Annotated in this window: 25 protein-coding genes; 13 read left to right on the forward strand and 12 right to left on the reverse strand. The window is 71.9% G+C overall.

The window, feature by feature from the left end:
- Positions 1-218: 218 nt before the first annotated feature.
- Together ACIHAR_RS32680 and ACIHAR_RS32685 are read right to left on the reverse strand one after the other, a co-directional pair.
- Positions 219-1,628 (reverse strand): DUF3152 domain-containing protein, encoded by a 1,410-nt coding sequence (locus tag ACIHAR_RS32680; RefSeq protein WP_400022934.1) that lies wholly within the window; start codon positions 1,626-1,628, stop codon positions 219-221.
- Positions 1,629-1,636: 8 nt separating this feature from the next.
- The gene (locus tag ACIHAR_RS32685; protein WP_400022935.1) at positions 1,637-2,755 is read right to left on the reverse strand and encodes an alpha/beta fold hydrolase; all 1,119 of its coding nucleotides are present in this window, start codon (positions 2,753-2,755) and stop codon (positions 1,637-1,639) included.
- A gap of 195 nt (positions 2,756-2,950) precedes the next feature.
- Between ACIHAR_RS32685 and ACIHAR_RS32690 the strand changes: the two genes are divergently transcribed.
- From ACIHAR_RS32690 to ACIHAR_RS32705, 4 genes are all read left to right on the forward strand, one after another.
- Positions 2,951-3,169, forward strand: coding sequence for a hypothetical protein (locus ACIHAR_RS32690; protein ID WP_365470697.1), 219 nt, complete (start codon positions 2,951-2,953; stop codon positions 3,167-3,169).
- A 201-nt stretch (positions 3,170-3,370) separates the two neighbouring features.
- A complete protein-coding gene (locus ACIHAR_RS32695; protein WP_365470694.1) occupies positions 3,371-4,012 on the forward strand; it encodes a TetR/AcrR family transcriptional regulator in 642 nt (213 codons plus the stop codon).
- Positions 4,013-4,201: 189 nt separating this feature from the next.
- Positions 4,202-4,429 carry a DUF3107 domain-containing protein gene (locus ACIHAR_RS32700; protein ID WP_365470691.1) on the forward strand — a complete coding sequence of 76 codons (228 nt, stop codon included), beginning with the start codon at positions 4,202-4,204 and terminating at the stop codon, positions 4,427-4,429.
- Positions 4,430-4,599: 170 nt separating this feature from the next.
- Positions 4,600-4,869: a hypothetical protein gene (locus ACIHAR_RS32705; protein WP_365470688.1), complete on the forward strand. Its 270-nt coding sequence runs from the start codon at positions 4,600-4,602 to the stop codon at positions 4,867-4,869.
- Positions 4,870-5,327: 458 nt separating this feature from the next.
- Here ACIHAR_RS32705 and ACIHAR_RS32710 read toward each other — a convergent pair whose 3' ends face one another.
- Positions 5,328-6,065: a ferritin-like fold-containing protein gene (locus tag ACIHAR_RS32710; protein WP_400022936.1), complete on the reverse strand. Its 738-nt coding sequence runs from the start codon at positions 6,063-6,065 to the stop codon at positions 5,328-5,330.
- 532 nt (positions 6,066-6,597) lie between these two features.
- On the opposite strand from ACIHAR_RS32710, the gene ACIHAR_RS32715 reads away from it, so the two are divergent.
- Together ACIHAR_RS32715 and ACIHAR_RS32720 are read left to right on the forward strand one after the other, a co-directional pair.
- The gene (locus tag ACIHAR_RS32715) at positions 6,598-9,243 is read left to right on the forward strand and encodes a DEAD/DEAH box helicase (protein WP_400022937.1); all 2,646 of its coding nucleotides are present in this window, start codon (positions 6,598-6,600) and stop codon (positions 9,241-9,243) included.
- Positions 9,244-9,399: 156 nt separating this feature from the next.
- The gene (locus ACIHAR_RS32720; protein ID WP_400022938.1) at positions 9,400-10,278 is read left to right on the forward strand and encodes an alpha/beta fold hydrolase; all 879 of its coding nucleotides are present in this window, start codon (positions 9,400-9,402) and stop codon (positions 10,276-10,278) included.
- Positions 10,279-10,329: 51 nt separating this feature from the next.
- On the opposite strand, the gene ACIHAR_RS32725 is transcribed toward ACIHAR_RS32720, so the two are convergent.
- The gene (locus ACIHAR_RS32725) at positions 10,330-11,235 is read right to left on the reverse strand and encodes an NYN domain-containing protein (protein WP_365473054.1); all 906 of its coding nucleotides are present in this window, start codon (positions 11,233-11,235) and stop codon (positions 10,330-10,332) included.
- Positions 11,236-11,451: 216 nt separating this feature from the next.
- Between ACIHAR_RS32725 and ACIHAR_RS32730 the strand changes: the two genes are divergently transcribed.
- Complete coding sequence (locus tag ACIHAR_RS32730; RefSeq protein WP_007384531.1) at positions 11,452-11,604, forward strand: hypothetical protein; 153 nt, start codon at positions 11,452-11,454, stop codon at positions 11,602-11,604.
- Between the two features lie 96 nt (positions 11,605-11,700).
- On the opposite strand, the gene ACIHAR_RS32735 is transcribed toward ACIHAR_RS32730, so the two are convergent.
- From ACIHAR_RS32735 to ACIHAR_RS32745, 3 genes are all read right to left on the reverse strand, one after another.
- Positions 11,701-12,306: a MarC family protein gene (locus tag ACIHAR_RS32735; protein ID WP_400022939.1), complete on the reverse strand. Its 606-nt coding sequence runs from the start codon at positions 12,304-12,306 to the stop codon at positions 11,701-11,703.
- An 84-nt stretch (positions 12,307-12,390) separates the two neighbouring features.
- The gene (locus tag ACIHAR_RS32740) at positions 12,391-13,248 is read right to left on the reverse strand and encodes a PHP domain-containing protein (protein ID WP_400022940.1); all 858 of its coding nucleotides are present in this window, start codon (positions 13,246-13,248) and stop codon (positions 12,391-12,393) included.
- A 118-nt stretch (positions 13,249-13,366) separates the two neighbouring features.
- A complete protein-coding gene (locus tag ACIHAR_RS32745) occupies positions 13,367-14,008 on the reverse strand; it encodes a DUF6758 family protein (protein ID WP_388758478.1) in 642 nt (213 codons plus the stop codon).
- A 168-nt stretch (positions 14,009-14,176) separates the two neighbouring features.
- On the opposite strand from ACIHAR_RS32745, the gene ACIHAR_RS32750 reads away from it, so the two are divergent.
- The gene (locus ACIHAR_RS32750; protein ID WP_400022941.1) at positions 14,177-15,400 is read left to right on the forward strand and encodes an MFS transporter; all 1,224 of its coding nucleotides are present in this window, start codon (positions 14,177-14,179) and stop codon (positions 15,398-15,400) included.
- Positions 15,401-15,459: 59 nt separating this feature from the next.
- Here ACIHAR_RS32750 and ACIHAR_RS32755 read toward each other — a convergent pair whose 3' ends face one another.
- Positions 15,460-16,044 carry a suppressor of fused domain protein gene (locus ACIHAR_RS32755; protein ID WP_365469672.1) on the reverse strand — a complete coding sequence of 195 codons (585 nt, stop codon included), beginning with the start codon at positions 16,042-16,044 and terminating at the stop codon, positions 15,460-15,462.
- 512 nt (positions 16,045-16,556) lie between these two features.
- Here ACIHAR_RS32755 and ACIHAR_RS32760 point away from each other — a divergent pair.
- Both ACIHAR_RS32760 and ACIHAR_RS32765 read left to right on the forward strand, forming a co-directional pair.
- Entirely contained in the window at positions 16,557-17,687 is a 1,131-nt protein-coding gene (locus ACIHAR_RS32760) for a magnesium and cobalt transport protein CorA (RefSeq protein WP_400022942.1), read from the forward strand.
- Positions 17,688-17,710: 23 nt separating this feature from the next.
- Positions 17,711-18,226: a hypothetical protein gene (locus ACIHAR_RS32765; RefSeq protein ID WP_400022943.1), complete on the forward strand. Its 516-nt coding sequence runs from the start codon at positions 17,711-17,713 to the stop codon at positions 18,224-18,226.
- Between the two features lie 11 nt (positions 18,227-18,237).
- On the opposite strand, the gene ACIHAR_RS32770 is transcribed toward ACIHAR_RS32765, so the two are convergent.
- On the reverse strand, positions 18,238-18,996 hold the full coding sequence (locus ACIHAR_RS32770) for a hypothetical protein (protein WP_400022944.1): 759 nt from the start codon (positions 18,994-18,996) through the stop codon (positions 18,238-18,240).
- A 256-nt stretch (positions 18,997-19,252) separates the two neighbouring features.
- On the opposite strand from ACIHAR_RS32770, the gene ACIHAR_RS32775 reads away from it, so the two are divergent.
- Genes ACIHAR_RS32775 through ACIHAR_RS32785 form a run of 3 tightly spaced genes read left to right on the forward strand, consistent with a single transcriptional unit; the run spans position 19,253 to position 22,305 of the window.
- On the forward strand, positions 19,253-20,542 hold the full coding sequence (locus ACIHAR_RS32775) for a magnesium transporter MgtE N-terminal domain-containing protein (RefSeq protein WP_365469683.1): 1,290 nt from the start codon (positions 19,253-19,255) through the stop codon (positions 20,540-20,542).
- Positions 20,532-21,128 (forward strand): DUF1003 domain-containing protein, encoded by a 597-nt coding sequence (locus ACIHAR_RS32780; RefSeq protein ID WP_365469686.1) that lies wholly within the window; start codon positions 20,532-20,534, stop codon positions 21,126-21,128. Before ACIHAR_RS32775 ends, ACIHAR_RS32780 begins: the two co-directional genes overlap by 11 nt.
- A 43-nt stretch (positions 21,129-21,171) precedes the next feature.
- Positions 21,172-22,305, forward strand: a complete 1,134-nt coding sequence (locus ACIHAR_RS32785; protein WP_400022945.1) for an Mrp/NBP35 family ATP-binding protein — start codon at positions 21,172-21,174, stop codon at positions 22,303-22,305.
- A gap of 185 nt (positions 22,306-22,490) precedes the next feature.
- Here ACIHAR_RS32785 and ACIHAR_RS32790 read toward each other — a convergent pair whose 3' ends face one another.
- The 3 genes from ACIHAR_RS32790 to ACIHAR_RS32800 all read right to left on the reverse strand — a co-directional run bounded on the left by ACIHAR_RS32790 (position 22,491) and on the right by ACIHAR_RS32800 (position 26,095).
- A complete protein-coding gene (locus tag ACIHAR_RS32790; RefSeq protein ID WP_388758464.1) occupies positions 22,491-23,150 on the reverse strand; it encodes a hypothetical protein in 660 nt (219 codons plus the stop codon).
- Between the two features lie 170 nt (positions 23,151-23,320).
- Positions 23,321-23,770: a sec-independent translocase gene (locus tag ACIHAR_RS32795; RefSeq protein ID WP_400022946.1), complete on the reverse strand. Its 450-nt coding sequence runs from the start codon at positions 23,768-23,770 to the stop codon at positions 23,321-23,323.
- 201 nt (positions 23,771-23,971) lie between these two features.
- The gene (locus ACIHAR_RS32800) at positions 23,972-26,095 is read right to left on the reverse strand and encodes a trypsin-like peptidase domain-containing protein (protein WP_400022964.1); all 2,124 of its coding nucleotides are present in this window, start codon (positions 26,093-26,095) and stop codon (positions 23,972-23,974) included.
- Between the last annotated feature and the right edge of the window lie 380 nt (positions 26,096-26,475).

Genomic DNA, 26,475 nt, shown 5'->3' on the forward strand with positions numbered 1-26,475 from the left:
AGCCGCCGTTGGCCCGGCGGCTCGCAGCGGGAAGAACGTATGCGGACAAGGCGGTGGCGCGACGGACGGTTGTCCGCCACACCACCAAAAGGGGTGAACGGTCGTAACTTTCCCGCGCGGACCGCGTTCCGTCGCGCTAGGAGATCGCTCGCTCGCGAAACGTTACGGCAACTCTGGGTGCGGGCGACCCCGCGTGCCGCCCAGGCCCGCAGCGCCCGTCAACTCTTGGGATAGGGCCAGGGGTTCGGCAGGCAGCGGATTCCGTCATGCTCGAGGAACTTGGTCTGCTGCTGCATGACCGGCGCGAGATCACCGTTCTTGTCGCAGGTCACGTGGCTGTTGCCGAGGCGGTGGCCGACCTCGTGGTTGATGAGCATCTGCCGGTAGGCGTACATCGCGTCGCCGAAGGTCTTCGAGCCCTGCGCCCACCGATACGCGTTGATCATGACTCGCTCGGTGGCGGCCGAGTCACAGGAGACGTTGTCCACGGTGGTGTCCAGGCCCGACTTGGCGCACCAGTCGGCGGTGGTGCCCGGGCTGGCCAGCGTGATGACGAAGTCCGGTTTGCCCGAGTGGATCCGCTCGAAGGTCCGTGCGCCGTTGTGGGCCCAACTGCGGTCGTCGTTCAGGGTCTTCTGCACGGCCTGCGCGAAGAGTTCGGCGTCGAGCCCCAGCCCCCGCTCCACGTCGACGCGGTAGGTGTACTTCCGCCCCTTGCCGGGCGCCTTGTCGATGCCGGGCACGGCCTCGAACTCGCCCGATCCCTTGAGCGTGGCGCTGAGCGCGTACCGCTCAGCCATCTTCTGCTCGTACGTCAACGGCGCCGCCGCGGCCGACGCGGAAGCGCTGGGCCGGTCGTCCCCGCGCGTGGCGGAGTCACGGGCGTCGCGCGCGGACTGATCCGTCGCGGCCTGCGACTGGACGGAGTCCTGGTCCTGCGCGTCGGTGACCTGCCCGGCCACCACCACGGCCAGCACGGTGGTGACGGCGGCGGCCGCGATCCCGGTGAAGGTACGCCCCTTGCCGCCCCTGGCGGCCACGGGTTCGCCGGTGGGCGGAGCATCGTCGTCGAGGTCCGCCGGGGCGGCCGGACGGGGAGCCGTGTCCCAGTCGGTGACGGAGGCGTACGGGTCGTACGCGTCGGAGGAGCCCCTCGTGCCCGCGGACGCGGCGGCGGACACGGGCCTGCGGCGGGTGAAGACGTCGTCGTCCTCGGCGAAGGCGTCGAGGTACTCCTGGCGCGGCCCGCCCGGACCGGCCGGTCGCTGACGGGGAATCAGGGGTCCGACACCGCTCGCGGTGGGTCCTCTCAACTCGCCCCAGCCGCCCCCGGCTTCACGCTGCTGGGGGTGCCCGCCACGGACCTGGGGGAAACCGTGGGCAGGGGTCCCGTCCGGCAACCGGGGGGTGCCGTGCGCCGGTGTCCCGTCGGGGTACGCGGGCACCCCATGGGCCGGGGTCCCCTCGGGAAACCCCTGCATCCCACGCGTCCGGGTCCCCTCGGCGGGCCGCCCCGCTCCCTGGACACGGCCACCGCGCGCATCCCCGCGCGAAGCACCCGGGGCACTTCCCGCATCGCTCTGTGGAGCCCTCTTGGGCGCGGGCCCACGTCGGCTATGGCGTCCCACGACCCCCCTCAGCTCCCCGCACCGGCTGACCCGCCGGCACGTTCGGACAACGCCCCGGAGTCCGTACCGGTTCCCGCATCCGGCTCCGTCGTCTCCGCAGTGTTCGTCGTCCCCGTAGTGTCCATCGTCCCCGTCGTGTCAATCGTCCCCGTCGGCGCCGCGGTTCCCGTCGCCGAGCCCGTCTCGGCCAGCAGCTCCCTGAACGCCATGGCCACCGTCTCCGGGTACTCCATCATCGCCACATGGCCGGCGTTCGGCAGGGTGAGCAGACGGGAGTCGCGGAAGCTGCGCGCGGCCTTCTGGGCCATGCGGAAGCCGACGAGCTGGTCGCGGCCGCCGTAGACGAGGAGCGTGGGGGCGAGGACACGCTCGGCCTGGCGCCACAGGCCGTGCTGGCCGCCGAGGGTGTAGGCGCTGACCAGCCCGCGCGCGGAGCGCGTCATCGCGTCCCAGAAGTACGGCAGCCGCAGCCGCCGCTCCATCTCCTCCACCGCGTGACGGAACGCGTCCGACGAGACCCGCCCGGGGTCGCCGTAGCACAGGGCCACGACACCGCGGACGCGCTGTTCGGCCGTCCACGCGCGGGTGAAGCGGCTGAAGAGCGCGGCCACACCGGGCATGCCGAGCAGGCCCGTGGGCACCGCGCTGCGCTGCACGCGCAGCTCGGGCAGGGCGGGCGAGACGAGCGTGAGCGTGCGCACCAGGTCGGGCCGGACCGCGGCGACCCGGGTCGACACGGCGCCGCCGAGGGAGTTGGCGACGAGGTGGACGGGTCCGCGGCCGGAGGCGTCGAGGTAGCGGATGACGGCACGCGCGTGTGCCGTGATGGAGTAGTCGCCGTCGTCCGGCGGCGGGGAGTCGCCGAAGCCGGGCAGGTCGACGGCCTCACTCTCGACGACCCCGTCGAGCAGGGCCATCATCGCGGACCAGTTCTGCGAGGAACCCCCGAGCCCGTGCACGAAGAGCGCCGGTTCCAGCCCTTCGCGCGCGGGTGGGCGGGAGCGGATCGTCAGGGTGACGCCCGGCAGACCGACCGACCGGAGCCGCTCACCCTCGGCGACCCGGACGGACGCCGCCTTCGGCAGCACATCGGTGGGCGGCACAGAGGGCAGCTCGGGCGAAGACATGCCGCAATGTTACGAGACGATCACGCCCGAACCCGTGTGTCCGCCGTCACACATCCCCGGCGGATGCCGCGCAGATGACGAGGCGATTCCTGGGCACATCGCATAGCGTCCGCAAAAGGTGTCTCCTAGGCTCGTACCAGAGGGCACCCGCTGTGGCCCCTGCTTTCAGGGACGTTCGTAGGAAGGGAGCCCACCATGGCCATCGACCCCACCGACCCCGAGACGTTCGAGGACGAGGACGACGCCACGGAGTTCGACGTCGAGGCCCCGGAGAACGATGCCGCCGAGCAGCACGCGGACGTCGCACCGGGACGCGACGACCCCCTGGAGAGCGTCGACCCCGCCCGGGCGAACGAGGCCGACCTCGTCGAACAGGCCCGCGTCGTCTCGCTCGACGAGGACGACTACCGCTGACGACGGCCGCCGAGCACCCACCCGGACCGCGAACAGTGGCGGCCGATTCTGCCCACAAAGCACCGGTTTCAAACCTTCCATACGGCTTTTGTCGCCGTCCGGTCCGTGAAATTCTGCACTCGCACCGCGCACGACACGGTTACCGAAAAGTACGATGACGGCGCGGCGGCACACCGCAAGAGGACGACTTTGGGAGGCGGCGTGACAGCCATCGAGCAAACTGAGGCGGCGCGCCCGCGAGGCACGCGCCTGCCGCGCCGTGCCCGACGGAACCAGCTGCTGGGCGCCGCCCAGGAAGTCTTCGTGGCGCAGGGCTACCACGCGGCCGCGATGGACGACATCGCCGAGCGCGCGGGCGTCAGCAAGCCGGTGCTCTACCAGCACTTCCCGGGCAAGCTCGACCTCTACCTCGCCCTGCTGGACCAGCACTGCGAGTCGCTCATCCAGGCGGTGCGGAACGCCCTCGCCTCGACGACCGACAACAAGCAGCGCGTCCGGGCGACGATGGACGCCTATTTCGCGTACGTCGAGGACGACGGCGGCGCCTTCCGCCTGGTCTTCGAGTCGGACCTGACGAACGAGCCGGCGGTGCGCGAGCGCGTCGACAAGGTCACCAACGACTGCGCCGAGGCGATCTGCGACGTCATCGCCGAGGACACCGGCCTCTCGCGCGCGGAGTCGATGCTGCTGGCGTCCGGCCTCGGCGGTCTCGCCCAGGTGGTGGCCCGCTCCTGGCTGCACAGCGACCGCAGCGTCCCGCGTGACGAGGCGGTGCAACTGCTGGCCTCCCTGGCCTGGCGCGGCATCGCCGGCTTCCCGCTGCACGGCACCGAGCAGCACTGAGCCACACGCACGAGAGAGCCGCGACCGAACGAGCTCCGGGGGGAGTCCGCGCACCCCGGGCCGTTTGTTCCCGTCCGCTGTTCGCTCCTGGCGTGGACGGCCGCGCCGTGTCCGTCCCCTCACCGGGCTAATGTGTGCAGCGTACGGCGCGGACGCCCGCGCACCACTGACCGTCGGAGGGACTTAGCCGTGGAGGTCAAGATCGGCGTGCAGCACGCGCCCCGCGAGATCGTTCTGGAGAGCGGTCAGAGCCCCGAGGAGGTCGAGCGGGTAGTGGCCGAGGCACTGGCCGGCAAGTCGCAGCTGCTCACCCTCGTGGACCAGCACGGCCGCAAGGTCCTGGTCCCGGCCGACCGCCTGGCCTACGTCGAGCTGGGCGAACCGGCCCCGCGCAAGGTGGGCTTCGGCGCGCTGTAGACGCACGGGTGTGAGAGGGGCCCGGCGGCCGTACGGTCCGCCGGGCCCCTCTCACGGTTTCTCCACGAATGGAGCACGGCTCGAGCACACGGGAGGATTGCGTTCCGCAGGTCACGGGTATGACGGGCTACGACCTCGATGCACAGCCCGGCCGTCTGGGAGGGACCCGCATGATCTTGGAAGCGCTCGGCTCCGCTGTGCTGGGTCTCGTGCTCGCGTGGGCGGCGGTCCATCGCCTGTCCCACCGACTGCCCACGTCCAGCCTGGTGTTCGCGACGGGCGTCGCGGGCGCCCTGTTCGGTGACTTCGTCACCCACAGCGCGCTCGGCCCCGGTTCCGCGCTGCTGAGCCTCCTCGGCGCCGCGGTCGTCTCCGCCGCCTCCCTCTCCCTGCTGCTGCGCCCCGCGGGCCGGCTCCGTCGACGATCAGCGACGGCCTAGCGCCGACGCCCCGCGAGGGAGCGCCGGGTCGACAGCGGTCCTCGCGGGCCGCTCGTCGACGGCGGGCGCAAAGGCCCCGGTCGGCAACAGCGGGCCGCAAAGGCCCTGGGCGGCCGCAAGGGCCATTGGTCGGCGGCATACCCCAAAAGCCCAGGGCCGCGGACCTCATGGGGCCCGGTCGACAGAGGGCCGCAAAAGCCTGGTCGGCAAGCCGCAAGGACCCCAGTCGGCAGCAGGCCGCAATTCGTCCTGGACAGCCGCACGGAGCCCAGGCGGCCTCCGGCCGCGTCGGCCGGAGGCGGCAAGCCGCAAAGCCTCCGGTCGGCAGGCCACAACGGCCCCGGATCCGCACGGAGCAAACCGGGGAGGCGGCCTCGTAGGCCCGAGGCGGCAAGCCGCAAGGACCCGGTCAGCAGCAGGCCGCAAAGGGCCCCGGGAGGGCGAGAGCGGGCCGGCCGCTAGGCCGCCAGGCCCAGCGCGGCCATCCGCTTGGTGTGCGCCTCGGTGATCCGGGAGAACATCCTGCCGACCTCCGCGAGGTCGAAGCCGTCCGCGACACCGCCCACGAGCATCGTCGACAGCGCGTCGCGGTCCGCGACCACGCGCTGGGACTGCGACAGGGCTTCGCCCATCAGCCGCCGCGCCCACAGCGCGAGGCGCCCGCCCACGCGCGGGTCGGCGTCGATCGCCGCACGCACCCGGTCCACCGCGAAGCCCGCGTGACCGGTGTCGTCGAGCACGGCCAGCACCAGCGCGCGGGTGTCGACGTCCAGGCGCACCGCGACCTCGCGGTAGAAGTCGCTGGCGATCGAGTCGCCGACGTACGCCTTGACCAGGCCCTCCAGCCAGTCCGAGGGGGCCGTCTGCTTGTGGAAGCCGTCGAGCGCGGCCACGAACGGCTCCATCGCGAGCGTCGGCTCCTCACCGATCTCGGTGAGCCGGTCACGCAGCCGCTCGAAGTGGTGGAACTCGGCCGACGCCATCTTCGCCAGTTCCGCCTTGTCCTCCAGCGTGGGCGCCAGCTTGGCGTCCTCGGCGAGCCGTTCGAACGCCGCCAGCTCGCCGTACGCGAGCGCACCGAGCAGGTCCACGACCGCGGCCCGGTACTGGGGGTCCGTGGAGGCGCTCGCCCAGTCCTGGGCGGCGATTCCGGTGGCGGGGTTCTCAGGCTTGTCAGAGGTCGTCATGAAGCGCACAATAGTCCGCTCGCCGTCCGACGGAAGTCCCTGGTCAGTCCGTGTGGTCATCGGCGCGCCCCGGAGGACCCGCGGGGCCGGACCCGTCGGTGTGACAACCACAACGTGACCGAATCGGCCATCGCGTGTGCACGATTCCGGGGTATGGTGGTAATGCGCCTGCTGATACGTCGACGTATCTCGACAGGCCGCACGTATGAGGATGCCCGGTCGGTGGCCCGATCGGCTCCGACCCGACAGCCCTCCCTGACCGTACGGCACTGTGCGTACGGGGATCGGAGGGAACCCCTCAGCGGTACGAGCGCTAGAGCGTCGGCAGAGGTCCCGTGCCATACGGCTTGCCCAAGCGGTTTGCCCGTAAGGCAGCCGACGTCCCCGGCACGGTCCGTCCAAGACCCCCGCGCTCGCCTCGCACCGCGCACACAGAAGAGGCAGCACCCTGACTACGACGTTCCGAGAGCTCGGGATCCTCCCCGAGACCGCCGAGGCCCTGGAGGCCGTCGGCATCACCACCCCCTTCCCCATCCAGGAGATGACGCTCCCCGTGGCCCTGTCGGGCACGGACGTCATCGGCCAGGCCAAGACCGGCACCGGCAAGACGCTCGGCTTCGGCCTTCCGCTCCTCGAGCGCGTCACCGTCCCCGTCGACGTGGAGGCCGGCCGCGCCCGCCCCGAGGACCTCACCGACGCCCCGCAGGCGCTCGTCGTCGTCCCCACGCGCGAGCTGTGCACCCAGGTCACCAACGACCTGTTGACCGCGGGCAAGGTGCGCAACGTGCGCGTCCTCGCCATCTACGGCGGCCGGGCCTACGAGCCCCAGGTCGAGGCCCTGAAGAAGGGCGTCGACGTCGTCGTCGGCACCCCGGGCCGGCTGCTGGACCTCGCGGGCCAGAAGAAGCTGAACCTGAAGCACATCAAGTCCCTGGTCCTCGACGAGGCCGACGAGATGCTCGACCTGGGCTTCCTGCCCGACGTCGAGAAGATCATCAACATGCTGCCGGCAAGGCGGCAGACCATGCTGTTCTCGGCGACCATGCCGGGCGCGGTCATCGGTCTCGCGCGCCGCTACATGTCCCAGCCCACACACATCCGCGCCACCGCGCCGGACGACGAGGGCGCGACGGTCGCGAACATCAAGCAGCACGTCTACCGCGCGCACTCCATGGACAAGCCGGAGATGGTCGCCCGCATCCTGCAGGCCGAGGGCCGCGGACTCGCGATGATCTTCTGCCGGACGAAGCGGACCGCCGCCGACATCGCCGAGCAGCTCGAACGACGTGGCTTCGCCTCCGGCGCGGTCCACGGCGACCTCGGCCAGGGCGCCCGCGAGCAGGCGCTGCGCGCCTTCCGCAACGGCAAGGTCGACGTCCTGGTCTGCACCGACGTCGCCGCCCGCGGCATCGACGTCGAGGGCGTCACCCACGTCATCAACTACCAGTCGCCCGAGGACGAGAAGACGTACCTGCACCGCGTCGGCCGCACCGGCCGCGCGGGCGCGAAGGGCACGGCGATCACCCTCGTCGACTGGGACGACATCCCCCGCTGGCAGCTGATCAACAAGGCGCTGGAGCTCGACTTCAGCGACCCGCCGGAGACGTACTCCACCTCCCCGCACCTCTTCGAGGAACTCGGCATCCCCGCGGGCACGAAGGGCGTCCTGCCGCGCTCGGAGCGCACGCGCGCCGGGCTCGACGCGGAGGAGCTGGAGGACCTGGGCGAGCCGGGCGGCCGCGGTGGCCGCGGTCGCGGTGACCGTCGAGGAGGCCGGGACGAGTCCCGCTCCGACGACCGCGAGCGCTCGGCCCGTACGCCGCGCCGCCGCCGTCGTACGCGGGGCGGGTCCCCGCTCGACGCGACGCCGGCTCCGGAGCAGCAGACCCCCGTGGCGGAGGACGAGGCGGCTTCGCCGCGTACGCCGCGCCGGCGGCGCCGTACGCGGGGCGGGGCCACCCTGCAGGAGGCCGCTGTCGCCGCGCCCGTCGCGTCCGTCGCCCCCGAGGCAGCGGAAGCGGCCGTGACCACGGCGGAGGGCCCGGCCCTCGATGCCCCGGAGACCCCGGCGAAGCCGCGCCGCCGCCGCACCCGTCGCGGCGCGGACGCCTCGCCGGAGACGGTGGCCGAGACCCCGGCCGAGACGGTGACGCAGACCCCGGCCGCCGAAGTGGCCGTCGACACGGCGGAGGCCGTGGAGACCAAGCCGCGCCGCCGCACCCGCAAGGCGACGGCCTCGGCCGAGACCGCGGTCGACACCGCCGAGGCGCCGGCCGAGACCGCGACCCCGGTTGCGGAAGCGACTCCCGAGGCCAAGCCGCGCCGTGCGCGCAAGGCGACCGCCGCCGCGGCCGAAACCGCCGTCGACACGGCGGAGGGCGCGCCGGCTACGGAAGAGGCGGAGACCAAGCCGCGCCGTCGCACCACCCGCAAGACCGCGGCCACGGCCCCCGCCGAAACCGCCGTGGACACGGCCGAGGCCACGGAGGCCAAGCCCCGCCGGACGCGCAAGACCGCGGCCACGGCCCCCGCCGAGGCAGCCGTCGACACCGCCGAAGGCGCCGAGTCCAAGCCCCGCCGTGCGCGCAAGGCCGCCCAGCCGGAAGCGGTCACCACGGCCGACATCCCGGCTCAGGCCACCGCGGAACCGGAGCCCAAGCCCCGCCGCACCCGCAAGGCGACGGCCGGCGCGGCCGAGACCGCCGTCGACACGGCCGAGGCCACGGAGGCGAAGCCGCGCCGGACCCGTAAGACGGCCGCCGCGACCGTCGAGGCCACGGAGACGGCGGCGGAAGCCGCCGTGACCAAGCCGCGCCGTACGCGCAAGACGACGGCCACCGCGGCCGAAGCCGCCGTGGACACGGCCGAGGCCACCGAGGCCAAGCCCCGCCGGACGCGCAAGACCGCGGCCACGGCCCCCGCCGAGGCAGCCGTCGACACCGCCGAAGGCACCGAGGCCAAGCCCCGCCGCCGCACCACCCGCAAGGCCACCCAGCCGACGGCAGCCACCACCGCCGAGATCCCGGCCCAGGCCACCGCGGAACCGGAGCCCAAGCCCCGCCGCACCCGCAAGACCGCGGCCACGGCGCCGGCCCCGGCGGAAGCGACGGCCGACGCGACCGAGGCGAAGCCGAGGACGCGGCGTACGCGCAAGGCGACGGCCGCCGCCGAGCCCGCGGACGGCTGATCCCGCGCGCAGCGCACGCGCAACGGTGATCGCCCGGCGCGATCGCCGACGGAACGGCCCGACGGCCCGGTCCTCCCACTCGGAGGGCCGGGCCGTCGGCGTCTTCCCAGGACAGCGGAGCCTCGGCCGCCGCTCCTTGCCGGTAGCCTCACCCCCGTGACCTCGCCGATCAGCTTCCCCCCGCCCGCCGGCGCCCGCGCCTACCACCTGCGGACCGCGCGCGGCGAGTTCGCCGTCGTCGACGCGCCCGTGGCCGCCGGGGCCGAGCCCCGGGGCGTCGCCCTGCTGGTGCCCGGGTTCACCGGCAGCAAGGAGGACTTCCACCTCCTGCACGAGCCCCTCGCGGCGCGTGGGTACCGGACCGTGGCGGTGGACGGGCGCGGGCAGAACGAGTCGGACGGGCCCGCGCACGACGAGGCGCCCTATGTCCAGGAGGAGTTGGCGAGGGACGTGCTCGCGCAGGCGGCGGCGCTCGCCACGCCCGTGCACCTCGTCGGGCACTCCCTGGGCGGCCAGATCACCCGGGCCGCCGTGCTGCTGGACCACTCCCCCTTCGTCTCGTTCACGCTGCTCTCCTCGGGTCCGGCGCGGATCTCGCCCTCCCAGCAGCAGCGCGTGAGGCTGCTGCACGAGGCGCTCGCGGTGATGACGATGACCGAGGTGTGGGAGGCCATCCTGGCGATGGGCCCGCCGGAGGAGGTCGGCGGCCCCGCCCGCGGCTTCGGCGATCTCGCGCAGTTGCGCCGGCGATGGCTGAACCACAAGCCCGCCCAGCTCCTCACGACGGGACGCCAGTTGCTGGTCGAGCCGGACCGGGTCGCCGAACTCGCCGCCGTACCGCTGCCGTTCCACGTCCTGTCGGGCGCGAGCGACGACGCCTGGCCGGTGACCGTCCTGGACGACATGGCCGTACGGCTGGGAGCGGACCGCACGGTCGTCCCGGGCGCCGAGCACTCACCGAACCTGGACCAGCCCCTGCCGACGGCCCACGCCCTCGCCGACTTCTGGGACAAGCACCAGGAGGTGCTGCCTTAGCCGCGCCCACGGGAGCACGTCCGGCAGCTCCGCGGGAGTCCTTCCGGGGTTCTAGTACTGCGCCTGCACATGCCCCCAGAACCCGTCCCGCAGGGCGCGTCTGAGGTCCGCCTGGCCGCGCAGCGAGTACTGGAGGATGCCCTCCGCCTCGACCAGCAGGTCCTGGTCGACGGAGCCGGGGAGGTAGGGATGGCCGGGCAGCAGTTCCACGAGTGACTCCCTGCCCCGCGCCACCAGCCACTTCGCCGCGATCTGCGCGCCGACGAAGCGGACCTCCTCACGGGTGGGCCGGCTCGCGCCGACCGGCTCGTAGGCGGGAGCGGTGCGGCGTGAGACGTAGGGCTTGAAGAAGTCGAGGTCGAGGGTGCGCTGGCTGTCGACCTCCCAGAGGAGGGGCTCCGCCTGGTTGCGGCCCTCGGGGGCCTCGATGCCCCAGAGGTGGACTCGGGCGCCGTAGCCCTGGGCCGCCTCCACCGCCGACACCAGGTCCTCGTCGCCGCCCAGCAGCGCCGCGTCGCTGATCGCCCGGTGCCTGGCCAGGGACTCCAGGTCCGTCCTGATCAGGGAATCGACGCCCTTCTGCTGGTTGTTGGCGTTCAGGTTGCCCAACCGGACCTTGACGTCGGGGAGTTCGGCGATGGACTGCTGCTCCGCGGTGTGGATGCGGCGCCGGGCGCCGTCGTACCAGTAGACCCGCAGCAGCCTGCTGTCCGCGAAGATGGTGCGGGCGCGGTCGATGAGCGCCTCGATCAGGCCCTCGGCGTCCAGGTCGAAGGCCCGGCGGTCCTCGGTTCCGGTGACGAGCCGGCCCGCGGCCGCGTACAGGTACCCCGCGTCGACGAAGATCGCATGGGTCGAGGGCGTCTTCGCCACCTCGGCGAGCATGCGCGTCAGCAGCTCGTTCGTGCGGTCGATACGGGCGGCGAGAGCCGCGAGGTCGTCGTTCATCACCTCCATTGTCCCGGCGGTCACGCTGCGAACACAACCGGTCCCGTTCGGTCTACGCCAAGTCTCTTACCGGACAGTAATTAGTCGTTCGAAAATTTTCTTTAGCGTAGGGAATGTTTGTAACAAGCATCGCGTTGAATCCGTATGGAACAGGGGGCACCGTCGTCCCATGGGCCACTCACCAGTAGTTCTCCTCAGGAGGATGACCAGACGAAGGGAGAAGCCATGCGCTTCGAAATCATGCGACTCGACGACGTCGACGGCACACCCGTGGACAGCACCGTCGTGGACGCCGCCTCCGTCAACCGGATCGTTCAGCAGGCCGCCGCGATCGGGCAGCGACTGTGGATCCGTCCGGCCGACACCTCGGCCTCGTAACCCACGGGTCCCACTTCACACACTTCGGAGCCCCGTACGACATCACTCGGATGGCGTACGGGGCTCCGCTCGTCCTCCCGCGGGGACCGGCAGGCGTCAGCTCCCCTGGATCACCTGCGTGACCCCGTTGATGATCTGCTGAACGGCGATCGCGGAGAGCATCATGCCCGCCAGCCGCGTCACCAGCACCACGCCGCCGTCCTTGATGACCCGGATGATCAGCAGCGAGTGGCGCATCACCAGCCACAGCACCACGTGGATCGCGACGATCGCCGTCCACACCGACACCTGCGCGGCGGCGCCGTCGGCCTTCTGGACGGCCAGGATCACCGACACGATCGCACCCGGACCGGCCAGCAGCGGCATGCCCAGCGGTACGAGGGCGACATTGACGTCCTTGGTCTGCTGCGGCTCGTCGGTCTTGCCGGTGAGCAGGTCCAGCGCGATCAGCAGGAGCAGCAGGCCGCCCGCGATCATCAGCGCGGGCACGGACACGTGCAGGTAGTTCAGGATCTGGTGGCCGAGGAGCCCGAAGACGGCGATCACTCCGCCGGCCACACAGACGGCCTGGAAGGCCATCCTCTTCTGCATCTTGCCGGGGCGCCCGGCGGTGAGCGCGAGGAAGATCGGGGTGATCCCAGGGGGATCCATGATGACAAAAAGGGTGAGGAACAGAGAGCCGAAGACGGCAATATCGAACATGAGTACGAAGACCTTGCGGGAACGAGTGGAACGAGCGGCAGAGAACGGGAGCCGAAGGAGCGGGAGGCGTGGGGTGAGTGAGCCTCAGAATCCGCCGGTGCCCGGGACGGGGAACGCCCCCGTCGCCCGCCGCGTGATCTCCCCGTAGATCTCGGGGTCGGTCGTGTACTCGCCGAGCACGCAGGTCTTCCGGCTGCCGTGGTAGTCGCTGGACCCCGTCACCAGCAGCCCGAGCTCCCCGGCGAGCCCCCGCAGCCGCGCACGGGTGTCCGGGTCGTGGTCCATGTGGTCGACCTCGATGCCGTCGAGGCCGGCGGCGGCCAGCTCGGCGATCGCGGACTCCGGCACCGTACGTCCCCGCTTGCTCGCGGCCGGGTGCGCGAAGACGGTGACCCCGCCCGCGGCCTTCACCAGCCGGATCGCCTCGAACGGGTCGGTCTCGTGCTTCTCGACGTAGGCCCGGCCGCCGTCGGCCAGCCAGTCCTGCGTGAAGGCGTCACTCACGGTCGGGACGACACCCAGCTCCACCAGCGCGGTCGCCACGTGCGGCCGTCCGACGGACCCGTCGCCGGCGATCCGCGCCACCTGCTCCCAGGTGACCGGCACGCCCAGCTCGTTCAGCTTGGCGATCACGCCCCGGGCCCGCGGCACCCGGTCGTCGCGCACGAGCTCCCGCTCGGCGAGCAGCGCCGGCTCCTCGGGGTCGAAGAGGTAGGCCAGCATGTGCATGCTGATGCCGTCGATACGGCAGGACAGTTCGGCGCCGGTGACGAGGGTGAGACCCGACGGCAGCGCGGCGATCGCCTCGGCGTGGCCGCGCGTGGTGTCGTGGTCGGTCAGCGCGACGACGTCCAGACCGGCCGCGGCCGCGTTGCGGACCAGCTCGGCCGGGGTGTCCGTGCCGTCGGAGGCCGTGGAGTGGCAGTGCAGATCGATACGCACGACGCGGACTCCAGGCGGTGACGGGCGGAAGGGGACGCTCCAGCATAACGGGAATGCGAACGTCCTCTGTCACACCCGAACCCCAGGTTCGCCCCCTACAGTCGCCGCACAGCCCCCGCTAGGGTTTCAGCAGCCGCGGCGACAACGCCCCGCACGGCACCAGCTCCACCTCGGCGCCCGCGTCGCGCAGGTCCGTCAGCACCAGCTCGTCGTACATCAGCAGGCTGGACTGCTCGGGCCACATCACCGCCCACAGCCACAGCCCGCGCGCCTCGCCGGCGAAGACCGCGCGGTCGTCGGGGGAACCGGAGACATGCCAGAGCGGGGTCGGGCGGCCGGCGGCCAGGACCTTGGTCTCGGGCGGCTTCTCCACGTTCAGGTACGGGCCGGGGTCCGGACCGTCGATCCCGGCGTAGCGCGCGCCCAGGCCGACGCCGAGCTCCTCGGCGACGAGGATCAGCTCGCCCACGCCACCGAGCGGACCGGGACCGGAGCAGGCCACGACGGAGGCGCGGCCACCGCTGCGGTCGTCACCGGCGTACGCCACACCCGTGAACAGCCAGCCGACCGGCAGCGGCCACGGCATCCACACCGGCACCTGCGTGCGGTGCACGACGACACTGAGGGCCTCGACGCTGGGCGGGATCACGGGCTGCAGCGGATGCACCGTCCCGTGCACATCGCACTGCCAGGAGTCGGAGAAGAGTCCGGGAGCCCTGACCCGGCCACCACACTTCGGGCAACTGGGTTCGCCCCTCATAGGGCCCCACGGTCCTACCCCATCTCGTCCACGTCAAGGACGATCACCCGTCCGGACGTCAGCGGCCGCCGGATCCCGGACCGCCCATATAGATGTAAGTTACATTAATTAGAACAGCTAACTTACTATGTGTATTCGCCAACCATCTACCTCGGGATCGGAGCAGGCATGGACCCCTTCGACGCGGGAGCCGACGGCATACTGCGGCAACCCAGGGCGGTCTGGGCGACCGCCGGCGCGTCCGTCGTCGCCTTCATGGGCATCGGGCTCGTCGACCCGATCCTGCCGTCCATCGCCCAAGGCCTGGACGCCACGGCCGGGCAGGTCTCCCTCCTCTTCACCTCCTACTTCCTGATCACCGCCTTCGCGATGCTGGTGACCGGCTTCGTCTCCAGCCGCATCGGCGGCCGCAGGACCCTGCTGCTCGGCCTCGCCCTCGTCGTGATCTTCGCCGGCCTCTCAGGCATCTCGGACACGGTGGGCCAGCTCGTCGGCTACCGGGCCGGCTGGGGCCTGGGCAACGCCCTGTTCGTCTCGACGGCCCTCGCGGTCATCGTCGGCGCGGCGGCGGGAGGGAGTGCGGCGGCGATCCTGCTGTACGAGTCCGCCCTCGGCCTCGGCATGGCCTGCGGCCCCCTGCTGGGCGCGCTGCTCGGCGACGCGAGCTGGCGCTACCCGTTCTTCGGCACCGCGGTCCTCATGGCGGTCGGCTTCCTGTGCATCACGGCGTTCCTGAAGGAGCAGCCCAGGCCCGCCCGCAGGACCTCGCCGCTCGACCCGCTCCGGGCCCTCGGCCACGGCGGCCTGGCATCGGCGGCGGCCTCGGCGTTCTTCTACAACTACACGTTCTTCACCGTGCTGGCCTTCACGCCGTTCGTGCTGAACATGACGCCCTACCGGTCGGGCGCGGTCTTCTTCGCCTGGGGCGTGCTGCTCGCCGTCTTCTCGGTCGTGGTGGCCCCGCGCCTGCAGGAACGGTTCGGCTCGCTGAAGGTGCTCGGCGGCTCGCTGGTGCTGCTCGCCGTGGACGTGCTGGTCCTGGGGTACGGCGACCACACCACGGCCGTGGTCTGCACGATCCTCTCGGGCGCCTTCATCGGCGTGAACAACACCGTGTACACGGAACTCGCCCTGGGCGTCTCGGACGCCCCGCGGCCCGTGGCGAGCGCGGGCTACAACTTCGTGCGGTGGTTCGCCGCGGCGGCCGCGCCCTACTTCGCGCCGAAGATCGAGGAGTGGACCGACGTCCACGTCCCGTTCGTCGTGGCGGCGGTCACGGCCGCCGCGGGCGCGCTCGTGGTCGTCGTACGGCGCGAGGCGCTCACCCGGGAGGCGGAGGAGCGGGAGCCGAGGCACGCGGCGCAGGACGGGGTCGCCGTCTTCGCCGACTGAGCCGACGGTCCGTCAACCAACCGTCCGCCGAGCCGGTCGGTGACCTTCCTCACGTGGCGTCAGTCCAGCGGGACGGACCTCCGGGACGGATCCCTGAGGTCCGTCCCGTTGGTCAGCCAGCGCTCCTGGAGGGCCTGGGCGCCGTGCACGCGCTTCCAGGCGGCCTCGTTCGCGGTCATCGGGAGCAGCGGCAGGAAGCGGACCGGGTCGAGCGGCTCGTCGAGCTCCAGGTCCTCGACCAGACCGCCCGGCTCGGCGACCAGCACCGAGGTGAACGGCGCGCCGGGCCACAGGGGTTCACCGACGTCCAGCGAGGCGCCGGGGGCCACGATCACACCCTCGACCTGCGGGGACGCGGCGAGCACGGCGAGCGGACGGAGCACCTTGTCGGTGTCGGCGAGGCCGCCGCGCACGGAGAGGACCAGCTCGGCACGGGGGCCCCTGACCGGGTCGGCGAGCATGGCGGTGGGGTCGCTCATGGGCTGCGCGGACATGCCGAGCGTGGCGTAGCGGACGATGTCGCCCTCGTGGAAACGCAGCACCTCGACGCGGTCCGTACCGAGGAAGGTGACCGCGGCGCGGGCGTCCGGCTCGCCCAGCGCGGTACGCAACCGGGCCTCGACCAAAGGGAGAACATCAGTCATGCCGCGAGAATAGAACTCGTCAGTACCGGGCAAAGCAGCGCCTTGACACTTCAGTCGGCTGATACTCTTGGCCGGTGGTTCGGGGCAGCACGCAGAAGCGTCGCGATCAAGCCTCGACGCCGAAGGGATTCCCTCACGGGGGACCGGCTGGAGGAGGTGGGGCTGTCATGGATCGAAGTCGACCGTGCAGTACCACTCGCTCTTCCCGCCGCTGATGTAGCTCTGTGGCTCCGGCCGACCGCCGCCTCTCGCGCTCGCGTCTTCACACGGAAGAGCATTTCGTTTCGTTTTACCGGATCCGCCCGATCCGTCTGATCATCCATTGATCGTCAGATCGTCCGGGTTCATCCGATCTGCAGCAGTAGCTGAATCAGTGACGAAACCCGCCACCGCGACGGAGCGGTGCTCCCCGCTTTGTGGACGTGCCAAACATCCGCAGTCAGGACGTCCCCATTCCGGGTAGTTCCATCCGTCGTCGGCGCCTTTCGTCGCCCGTCGCGAAGGAGCCTGCCATGTCGATGATCCGCGACCTGCGTGCCGTGGTCCGCCCGTCCCGCCCCACCCTGCACAAGAGCGGGGTGCGCCTGGACAACGGGGCGTACGACACCACCCGCGACCCCGACACGCCCTCGGCCGTCGTCGACTGCGCCGTCTACCGCGACGGCGCCCGGGTCCACACCCCGGCGCCGCTCACCCCGCACGAGGCGATGCGCCAGGTGCGGCGCGACGGGGGCTTCGTGTGGATCGGGCTGCACGAGCCGACCGAGTCCGAATTCTCCGGTATCGCAAGCGAGTTCGGGCTGCACCCGCTGGCCGTGGAGGACGCCGTCCAGGCCCACCAGCGCCCCAAGCTGGAGCGCTACGACGACTCCCTGTTCACCGTCTTCAAGACCATCCACTACGTCGAGCACGAGCAGCTGGACGCCAACAGCGAGGTCGTCGAGACCGGCGAGGTCATGTGCTTCACCGGCAAGGACTTCTTCATCACCGTCCGGCACGGCGGTCAGGGATCGCTGCGCGGGCTGCGCCACCGCCTCCAGGACGACCCCGAGCTGCTCGCCAAGGGCCCCTCGGCCGTGCTGCACGCCATCGCCGACCACGTCGTCGACGGCTACATCGCGGTCGCGGACGCCGTGCAGGACGACATCGACGAGGTCGAGACCGAGGTCTTCTCGCCGGGCCGCAAGGGCACCCCGCGCGGCACCGACGCCACCCGCATCTACCAACTCAAGCGCGAGGTCCTGGAGTTCAAGCGGGCGGTGTCGCCGCTGCTGCGGCCGATGCAGCTGCTCAGCGAGCGGCCCATGCGGCTGATCGACCCCGACATCCAGAAGTACTTCCGGGACGTCGCCGACCACCTGGCCCGCGTCCAGGAGCAGGTCGTCGGCTTCGACGAGCTGCTCAACTCCATCCTCCAGGCCAACCTCGCGCAGGCGTCCGTCGCGCAGAACGAGGACATGCGCAAGATCACGTCCTGGGCGGCCATCATCGCCGTACCGACGATGGTGTGCGGGGTGTACGGCATGAACTTCGACCACATGCCGGAGCTGCACTGGAAGTACGGCTACCCGGTGATCATGGGGGTCACGGTGATGCTCTGTCTGGGCATCCACCGCACACTGAAGCGCAACGGCTGGCTGTGAGCGCTCCTGGATAGGGTGAGGCCATGACACGCGAGCTGCTCGACCAGGCCCTCGTCGAGGAGGCCACCAAGAAGTCCGGCCTCATCTGGGTCAAGGGGGCCGGACAGCCGGCCGCGCGGGCACTGTGGCACGTGTGGCACGAGGGCGCGGCCTGCCTGGTCGGTGACGGGTCCGGCGAGCAGCCGCTGCCGGGACTGACCGACGGCGCGACGGCCGAGGTGACCGTCCGCAGCAAGGACAAGGGAGGCCGGCTCGTCTCCTGGACCGCGCGGGTCGTCCAGCTCGCGCCCGGCACCGAGGCGTGGGACGCGGCCGTCGCCGAGCTCAAGGGCAAGCGGCTGAACGCGCCCGACGGCGAGGCGATGACCGCGCGGTGGGCGGCCGAGTGCAGGGTGCTCCGCCTGGAACCCACCGGGACCACGTCACCGCTGCCCGACGGCTCCCTGGCCGAGGCCCCGCTGCCCTCGCCGGCCACCACGCGCGAGGCGATCCCCGCCGGGCTCCCCCGGCTGCTGCTGAAGAAGCGCAGACGGAAGTAGCCCCCGGCCGGTCACGACGCCGGCAGCTCCTTGCCGTAGTCCACCGTCTCGCCCTTCGTCGGCTGCTCCAGGGCGAAGTCCTTGCCCCAGGCCGAGAAGCTCAGTGTGCCGGCGCCGCCCGCGCGTTCCAGACGCAGCGGATACGGCCGGCCCTCCAGGGAGACGTCCAGCGTGCCGCCGGAGCCGCCGTCGCCGGTGATGCGGATGGTGCGCACCCCGGCCTGCTCGTGGTGCCCGTCCTTGGCCAGCGCGCCGTGCAGCGTCAGCAGGTCACCGAGAAGGAGGTCCTTGTCCGTGAAGCCGCTGAACTTCTTGTACGAAGGGTCCCCGGTCGGCACCTTCACGTACTTGCCGTCGAGCTTGTCCGCGGCTGCCGTGTCCGACTCACTGGTGCCGGCCTTGCCGTCCCCGTTCTTCCAGAACGCCGCGTCCGCCTTCAGGTACAGCTGGTCACCGACGCGCAGCAGGTGGAAGGAGGCCCCCTCCGCGGTGACCGACCCGGCGCCGCCGTCCGACTTCAGGCGCATGTCGAGCTTGTACGACTTCCCGCCGGCGACCACCGTCCCGGACAGCCGCACCGCGTCGACCGCGCCCGCGGCCGCCTTCGTCTTCGCCTGGATCCGCTCGGCCGGCAGCTTGCCGACCCCGTTCGTGCCCGCGTCCGGATCCTCACTGCACCCCGTCATCCCCAGGCCCGTCACGACCAGTGCGCACATCGCGCTCACCAGTGCGGCCCGGCGGTGGGTACGGCCCTGGGGGATCGCAGTCACAGAGGGGGCTGCCTTTCTGCGGGGGAGTCCTGAGCGGCGTACCGCAGCGTACCGGGGTGGCCGGCTCCTAGCGGAGCCAGTCCGTCCGGACCGCTCACCAGGGCGTACCCGATCGGGACGGGCTAGCCTGAAGCCCGCACGAGCGGGCATTTGGGAAAAGAACCACAGAGGAAACAGCGCGGGGAGCACCGCGGGAAACCGCACAAGGACCAAGGCGAACACGCCTCACGAACACGGACCAGAAGGAGGTGCGGCCATGGCCGCGGGCGTCCCCCGGATCTTCGTCTCGCACCTCGCCGGTGTCGCCGTCTTCGACCCCAACGGCGACCAGGTGGGCCGGGTGCGCGACCTGGTCGTGATGCTGCGCGTCCGGCGGCGGCCGCCGAGGCTGCTCGGGCTGGTCGTCGAACTGCCCACCCGCCGCCGCATCTTCCTGCCCATGACCCGCGTCACCAGCGTCGAGTCCGGACAGGTCATCACCACCGGTGTGCTCAACGTCCGCCGCTTCGAACAGCGGCCCACCGAGCGCCTCGTCTTCGGCGAGCTGCTCGACCGGCGCGTCGTCCTCGCCGAGACCGGTGAGGAGGTCACCGTCCTCGACCTGTCGGTGCAGCAGCTGCCCGCCCGCCGGGACTGGGAGATCGACCGGGTCTTCGTGCAGAAGGGGAAGAAGGCGGGGGCCTTCCGGCGCGGCAAGGGCGAGAAGATCACCGTCGAATGGTCGGCCGTCACCGGGTTCTCCCTCGAGGAGCACGGACAGGGTGCGGAGAACCTCCTCGCCACCTTCGAGCAGCTGCGCCCGGCCGACCTGGCGAACGTCCTGCACCACCTCTCCGCCAAACGCCGCGCGGAGGTCGCCGCCGCCCTCGACGACGACCGCCTCGCCGACGTCCTGGAGGAGCTTCCGGAGGACGACCAGATCGAAATCCTCGGCAAGCTGAAGGAGGAGCGCGCCGCGGACGTCCTGGAAGCCATGGACCCCGACGACGCGGCCGACCTGCTGGCCGAGCTCCCCGAGGCGGACAAGGAGCGGCTGCTGAGCCTGATGCAGCCCGACGACGCGGCCGACATGCGGCGCCTGATGTCGTACGAGGAGCACACGGCGGGCGGTCTGATGACGACCGAGCCGATCGTGCTGCGGCCCGACGCCACCGTCGCCGACGCCCTGGCCCGCGTCCGCAACCGCGACCTCTCCCCCGCCCTCGCCGCCCAGGTCTACGTCTGCCGGCCGCCCGACGAGACCCCCACCGGCAAGTACCTGGGCACGGTCCACTTCCAGCGCCTGCTGCGCGAACCCCCGTACACGCTGGTCAGCGCGGTCGTCGACGACGACCTGCAGGCCCTCGCCCCGGACGCCACGCTGCCGCTCGTCGCCGGGTTCTTCGCCACGTACGACATGGTCGCGGCGCCCGTCGTCGACGAGGCGGGGTCGCTGCTGGGCGCGGTGACCGTGGACGACGTGCTGGACCACATGCTGCCCGATGACTGGCGGGAGACGGAGTTCCACCTGGAGGAGACGGAAGCGGGTGGTCCGCATGGTTCCTGAGCGTGAGAGCGCCCGCGCCGAGCGCACACCGGCCGGTGCCACCGCCAGCGGCCGCCCGCGCGTCCGGCTGGACCAGCCGCGCCCGCCCCGGCGCCGGATCGTGCCCGAGTGGGACCCGGACGCCTTCGGACGGCTGTCGGAGCGCATCGCCCGCTTCATCGGCACCGGACGGTTCCTCGTCTGGATGACCGTCGTGATCATCGTGTGGGTGCTGTGGAACATCTCCGCACCCCGTGACCTGCGGTTCGACGAGTACCCGTTCATCTTCCTGACCCTGGCGCTCTCCCTCCAGGCGTCCTACGCGGCCCCGCTGATCCTGCTCGCGCAGAACCGGCAGGACGACCGCGACCGGGTCAACCTCGAGCAGGACCGCAAGCAGAACGAGCGGTCCATCGCGGACACCGAGTACCTCACCCGCGAGATCGCCGCCCTGCGCATCGGGCTCGGCGAGGTCGCCACCCGGGACTGGATCCGCTCGGAGCTGCAGGACATGGCCAAGGAGCTGGAAGGGCGGCACGACGGGCACGGCGTATTCCCGGCAGTCGCGGCAGAACGGTCGCGTCGACGTGACGTAGACGACCGCTGAAGGGCATCCCGGGGTTCCCTCGGCGCGCCGTACCATCGTCCTTATGGTTACGGAAGACGCGGTGCGCGAAGCGCTGGCGACGGTGAACGACCCCGAGATCAACCGCCCCATCACCGAACTGGGGATGGTCAAGTCGGTGGAGATCGGTGCGGACGGAGCGGTCGCGGTCACCGTGTACCTGACGGTCTCCGGCTGCCCGATGCGCGACACGATCACGCAGCGCGTCACCGACGCGGTCTCCCGGGTCCACGGCGTCACGGGTGTCGATGTCGCCCTCGACGTGATGAGCGACGAGCAGCGCAAGGAGCTGGCGACCGCCCTGCGCGGCGGCCAGACCGAGCGCGAGGTCCCCTTCGCCAAGCCCGGCTCGCTGACCCGTGTGTACGCGGTCGCCTCCGGCAAGGGCGGCGTCGGCAAGTCCTCGGTGACCGTGAACCTGGCGGCGGCGATGGCGGCCGACGGCCTGAAGGTCGGCGTCGTCGACGCCGACATCTACGGCCACAGCGTGCCGCGCATGCTGGGCGCCGACGGCCGTCCGACCCAGGTCGAGAACATGATCATGCCGCCGTCGGCGAACGGCGTGAAGGTCATCTCCATCGGCATGTTCACCCCGGGCAACGCCCCGGTGGTCTGGCGCGGCCCGATGCTCCACCGCGCGCTCCAGCAGTTCCTGGCGGACGTGTACTGGGGCGACCTGGACGTCCTCCTCCTGGACCTGCCGCCCGGCACCGGCGACATCGCCATCTCGGTGGCCCAACTGGTTCCGAACGCCGAGATCCTGGTCGTGACGACGCCCCAGCAGGCTGCCGCCGAGGTGGCCGAGCGGGCCGGCTCCATCGCCGTCCAGACCCACCAGAAGGTCGTCGGCGTGGTCGAGAACATGTCCGGCCTGCCCTGTCCGCACTGCGGCGAGATGGTCGACGTGTTCGGCACGGGCGGCGGCCAGGTCGTCGCCGACGGCCTCACGCGCACGACCGGTACGTCGGTTCCCGTCCTGGGCAGCATCCCCATCGACGTCCGCCTCCGCGAGGGCGGCGACGAGGGCAAGCCGGTCGTCCTGACCGACCCGGACTCTCCCGCGGGCGCGGCCCTGCGCGCGATCGCCGGGAAGCTGGGGGGCCGTCAGCGCGGTCTGTCCGGGCTGTCCTTGGGGATCACTCCGAAGAACAAGTTCTGAGCTCCTCGACGCTTCCGTACGCCCCCAGGGGCAACTCCCCCGGGGGCGCGGGGCCGTATCCAGGTGCGGCTCCGCCGCGTGGGCGCGGCAAGCGCCACCCTGCCCGCACCCGCGGTACGGGCCAGCCCTACGGCGAAGGGGCGCCGGAGAACACCGGCGCCCCTTTCTCCTGCGTCAGCGGACTCTCATGCGTACGCGGAGATGTCCTTGACCACGGCGAAGCCGAGCCCGTACGCGCTCATCCCTCTGCCGTACGCCCCCACGTGCACCCCTTCGTTCGTCGAACCGGCCAGCACCCAGCCGAACTCGGACTCGCGGTAGTGGAACGGGGTCGGCACGCCGTCGACCGGGAGGGACAGCATGGACCAGTCCGGGCCGGCGAGGTCGTCGGCCAGCACCCACGCCGTCTCGGTCTGCTGCTCCAGCCAGTCGTCGCGCAGGCTGTGGTCCATCTGGCCGGGCCAGGTGAAGGACAGCAGCCCGACGCCCGCGAGCCAGGCCGCGGAGGACACGGACGTGGCCTCCAGAAGCCCCGTGCCGTCGGCGCTGCGGCGCGACGGGCTCGCGGCGACGGTCACGACGACCGCGAACTTGCCGCGGTCCTCGCCCGCCGTCTCGTGCCGTACGGAGGGTTCGTCACCGTGCCCGATCGAACCGTGCTCGACGGCGCCGTCGGCCGCCGTACCGACCTGCATCAGCCAGCGCGGTCCCGTGAAGGCCTCGTCGAGGCCGTACCACGGGAAGGGCGCCTCCAGGTAGCCGTCGACCGTACGCCGGGCGGAGGGGACAGGTTGTCCGCCCTCCGCGGCCGACGCCTGTGCGACTGCCCGACTCGTCGTCTCCATCTGCCCGGACGCCTCCTCGCTCTAGCCGGACCGTCCCGGCCCGCCCCCCTTCGGGCGTACTCGTCCGGTCCGCACAACAACCAGGCAGCATAGCCACCCCGCCGCCGGCAGGGGGGAAGCCGCCCGGCGCGTGAGGCGTGCGCCCCCTCACACCGGAGGGCGCGTGCGGCTCAGGTGGCGTCCGCGTCGAAGGGCGGACGGTCGTCCTTGCCCGGCTCCTCGGGCTTCTTCACCATGTCGATGCGACCACCGGAGGAGGACGGCGAGGAGGAAGAAGCCGACGAGGACGACTCCGCGTCGCGGCCGTGGACCGCGTCCGTGACCTCGGCCATCTCCTTCTTCAGGTCGAAGCCGTTGCGGATCTCCTTCAGCCCCAGCTCGTCGTTCTCCAACTGCTTGCGGATGAACGTCTTGGGGTTGAGGTCCTCGAACTCGAAGTCCTTGAACTCCGGGCCGAGTTCCTGCCGGATGTCCTGCTTGGCGCTCTCCGAGAACTCACGGATCTTCCGGACCGTGCGCATCACGTCCTGGATGACTTTCGGGAGCTTGTCCGGACCGAAGACGAGCACGGCCAGGACGACGATCGTCACCAGCTCGAGCGCACCTATGTCATTGAACACCTGAAGCTCCTTGCGATGTCCGCGGTCCTCGGCCCTCGGTGGTCAGTTCGGGTCTTCCGTGGTCCGGGCCGGGTCCACGGTACCTGTCGCACCTGTCCGACCGGTACCGTCCCGAGGTGTCCGTGTGCGTACGGGCGACCTGTTTTCCGCGTTGTTTGCCTAGTGGGGTCCTGTTTCGGCGTCCGGTCTGTGAAGTTTCTGTCAATCGGAGGACCCGAGGACGAGGGAGAGGGTGCGCTCCTTCCCGTCGCGCTCGATCGTCAGTTCCAGGCGGTCGCCGGGGCGGTGGGCCCGGGTCTTGACGATCAGTTCCTCGCCGGAGTGGATGCGCTGGCCGTCGACCTCGGTGATGACGTCGCCGGCCCGGATGCCGGCCCGGTCGCCGGGGCCGCCCGGGGTGACCGGGGAGCCGCCGTCGCCGCCCTCCGTGCCGACGCGGGCGCCGTCGCCGGCGTAGTCCATGTCGAGGGTGATGCCGATGACCGGGTGGGTCGCCTTGCCGGTGTTGATCAGTTCCTCGGCGACGCGCTTGCCCTGGTTGATGGGGATGGCGAAGCCCAGGCCGATCGAACCGGCCTGCCCGCTGTCGGAGCCGGTGCCGTCGGCGGCGGAACGGATGGCGGAGTTGATGCCGATGACCCGCCCCCGGGTGTCGAGGAGGGGGCCGCCGGAATTGCCGGGGTTGATGGGCGCGTCGGTCTGCAAGGCGTCGACGTAGGACACGTCGCTGCCGTCGCCGCTCTCGCCGCCCGCCGTGATGGGCCGCTCCTTGGCGCTGATGATGCCGGAGGTGACGGTGCCCTCCAGGTCGAAGGGGGCGCCGATGGCGACCACCGGGTCGCCGACCTGGACGTTGTCGGAGTTGCCGAGATAGAGGGGCTTCAGGCCCTTCACCCCGGTCACCTTCACCACGGCGAGGTCGTAGCCGCTGTCGCCGCCGACGATCTCGGCTTGGGCGGTCTGGCCGCCGTTGAAGACGACGGTTATGTCGCCGTCGGAGCCGGCCGGCTCGACGACGTGGTTGTTGGTGAGGATGTGGCCGAGCGAGTCGAGCACGAAGCCGGTTCCGGTGCCGGCCTCCTCGCTGCCGCTGACGTGCAGGGTGACGACGCTGGGCAGGGCACGGGCGGCGATCCCGGCCACGCTGTCCGCGGCGCGCCCGGTGGGCTCCGCGGCGGCCTGTGGCAGCTTCACCCCGTCGAACCCGCCGTTGCGCTCGAGATGGACGCCCACGACGCCGCCGAACACGCCGGACACCAGAGCGAGGGCCAGCGCTCCGCCGACGAGCCTCTTCCGCGCCCGCCCACGCCGTTGCCCCGCCGTGAGGACGGCCGCACCGGTCTGCTGGAGAGCACCTCCGGAGGCGGAGGGGGCGGCGAGAGCGGTGGAGGCGAGAGGGGCGGCGGACCAGGGGTCGTAGCGCTGCCAGGGCTCGGCAGCGGACGCCGAAGCCGCGGCCGAGACCGCCGCGGGAGCTTCCTCGGAGGGCGAGGCAGGCGTCGGGGGCGGGGGCGGGAGGGGTGCGCCGGGGGTGGTTGCGCCGGAGGTAGAGGCGGGGGCGGTCGCGCCGGGGGCAGAGGTGGGGGCCATCCCACCAGGAGCAGGGGCTGTCGGGTGCGGGGCAGGAGTAAAGGCCGTCCCGCCAAGGCCCGGGGCAGGGGCGTGCGAGGTTGCGCCTGGGACCGGCGCGGGGGCCATCCCGGCGGGGGCGGGGGCGCCTGGAGGCGGCGCGGGGGCCATCCCGGCGGGGGCGGGGGCGCCTGGAGGCGGCGCGGGAGTCATCCCGCCAGAGACAGGGGCGGTTCCGCCCGCATCAGGGGCGGTGGGCATCCCGCCCAGGGCAGAGGCGGGCGGGGTCGCGCCCGGAACCGGTGCAGGGGCCATCCCGCCCGGAGCAGGGGCGGAGGCGGTTGCGTCGGAGACAGGGGCGGAGAAGGCGGGCGTGGGCGGAGCCATGCCCTGGGCGTGCGTCGCCGCCGCAGGGTGCTGTACCGGCGGTGCGGGCGCCCAGGGTCCCGGCTCGCCGTACGGCGGGGTGCTGTAGGGGTCGGGGTCGTGCAGCGGCTTGGGCGGGTCGCCCAGGGCCGACGGCGCCGGAGCGAGCTGGTGGGATCCCCCGGCGCCGGGCGCTGCGCCCGTCTCCGGCTCGGTCGCTGACTCAGGCGCCGGCTCCGGTTGTGGCTTCACCACTGGACCGGGCGCCGACTCGTGCTGTGGCTTCACCACTGGACCGGGCGCCGACCCGTGCTGTGGCTTCACCACTGGACCGGGCGCCGACCCGTGCTGTGGCTTCACCGCTGGACCGGGCGCCGACTCCGCGTCCACCACCGGCATGGGCGCGGGCGCCGACTCCGGCCCCGACTCCACCGCCGGCTTGGGCGCTGGCTCCGAGCCCACCGGCCCGGGCGCGAGCACCGACTCCGAGCGTGGCTCGACCGCCGGCGCGGGCGCCGGCTCCGGCCGGAGTTCCGTCGCCGCAGGACCGGGCTGCGGGTCCGGCTGTGTCGTCGTGGGGGGCTCCGCAAACGCCGGAGTCACCGGGCGGCTCAGTTCGTAGTCGCCGCGGCCGGCGTCGGTGGGGGTGGCGGTGCCGGACGGGTCGGCCGGTTGCGCGGTGCTCGTCTCCACCGCCGCCGCCCCCGCGGGGCGCGCCAGCTCGAAGTCACCGTCGGTGTCGGCCGGCCGGCTCTCCCGGCCGCTCTCCT

The organism is Streptomyces sp. NPDC052016 (assembly GCF_044548445.1).
GTDB lineage: Bacteria > Actinomycetota > Actinomycetes > Streptomycetales > Streptomycetaceae > Streptomyces.